The sequence below is a fragment of the Pseudomonas sp. R62 genome (assembly GCF_000257605.1).
Taxonomy (GTDB): Bacteria; Pseudomonadota; Gammaproteobacteria; order Pseudomonadales; family Pseudomonadaceae; genus Aquipseudomonas; species Aquipseudomonas atacamensis.
The window spans coordinates 694,302-695,809 of record NZ_JH635999.1 but is presented as its reverse complement, the minus strand read 5'-3'; the positions used below and the strand labels follow the sequence as shown (position 1 = coordinate 695,809).

Annotated in this window: 1 protein-coding gene and 1 pseudogene; both read left to right on the top strand. The window is 49.8% G+C overall.

Annotated features, from left to right (window positions below; all coding sequences use genetic code 11):
- Positions 1–760: pseudogene (locus OQK_RS31580) on the top strand (integrase); the annotation flags it as partial.
- Complete coding sequence (locus OQK_RS21470) at positions 753–1,190, top strand: hypothetical protein (RefSeq protein WP_016774204.1); 438 nt, start codon at positions 753–755, stop codon at positions 1,188–1,190. The pseudogene OQK_RS31580 and the gene OQK_RS21470, both read left to right, overlap by 8 nt.
- Positions 1,191–1,508 lie beyond the last annotated feature (318 nt).

The following is a 1,508-nucleotide window of genomic DNA, read 5'->3' as shown; positions in this document are numbered from 1 at the left end:
GACTAGGGGGGCGACAGCAGAAAAAAGGAACTTCTTTCGTAGGAACGGCTACGGCACCATCAAGGTTAACTCTCACAGTTTCCGCCACCTTCTCAACAGACTCGGGCGTAGCAAAGGTATATCCATTGAAATGCTCACCGACTGGAGTAGCCGCGCTACTACCCAGCAGACCCGAACTTATCTGTACGACGACCCTATCAAAGCTGCCGCCGAAGGCGCTGTCTTGTTAGGTACAACTCAAGAGCAAGAACCTTTGGAACCGATCACGAGTGAGGACGCAGAACTTTATGGGCAGGGGCCTTTCCATCGCAGCCGCTATGGAATTTGCCGACGCAGTTGGAGAGCTGGGCCCTGCAATAAGTTCGCCGATTGCCTCAATTGCTCGGAACTGCTGATGTGTAAAGGCGACAAAATTGCCGCTAAAATCATTAAAATGGATCGTGATAGTCTCATGTGTACTTACACAGCCGCCCAAAATGCAATAGCTCAAGGCGAACGGGCTGCTTCCCGATGGACCGAAAAAGCGGGACCACAGATCGAAAGACTCGATCAACTGCTGGCTATCCTGCACAACTCTGAAGTACCCGACGGCAGCCCTATCGAAATAACCGGGGAAGACTTCAGCCACGAGAAATTGATTGTGGCCGAGAAAGCCGAAGCAGCGGGTGTCAAGTTGCTAGACAGAGATGAATTGCGCATCACATACGGCGATGATCTACTGGCCTGCCTGGAGTTACTTCGGAGTTCCGATAATGCCTAAAACGATAACAGAGCAACATGAAAGAAGAATTGCTCAGATGATCCGTAACTGGGCAGCCGAGCATGCACTGGACTGGAACGCAGTCTGTATTGGCGCACAAGGCATATTGGGTTGGGATACCCCGCCAACACGCCAAGCGCTTGACAAGAAAATAGCGATAAAAGTCGCTTATAAGAACAAGAAACAACATCTGAAGATAGAAAAACAGAAGCTCTCGGACATTCCAAGGCCACGGAGCACGCTGGATGCTATGAAGAAGATCTCAAGACTTCAGGCAGAGAATGATGAACTGAAGGCAGAGCTTGCCAAAATGGCCGAGATTGCAAACCGGCTCATCTACAACGCAACCATTGCAGGCCTTACACGAGAGCGCCTGATGGCCCCACTTCCGACAATCCGTGAGCCACAGCCACAGCCACGCAGAATATGAATTCACCGTTCGTCGAACATAACACTTGTATTTTCTGTCCTCTGGCTAGTAACGCCATTGAATTACGAGGTGAGGCTGACTCAAGGTCTTCGCACGTACAAGTTTAGTATCAGTCTCTTTACAAATACTTAGCGAGCGACCGCGGCGCTAACTTTTGACACTTCTACTATCGCATTGATAATTCGACTAAACAGCTGTCCAGTAGATCTATTCCATCGCCCTACGATGGAACGTCACGCGTCTCCCCCTTTTCAAGGGTTGATGGCAGGTCCATAAGTTGAAGCTCTTCTTGCACGCAAGATAGAAATCTCCTGATAT

What these genes read in the sequence shown, in the direction of transcription:
- OQK_RS21470 (WP_016774204.1), top strand. Translation starts at nt 753, where the DNA reads ATGCCTAAAACGATAACAGAGCAACATGAAAGAAGAATTGCTCAGATG.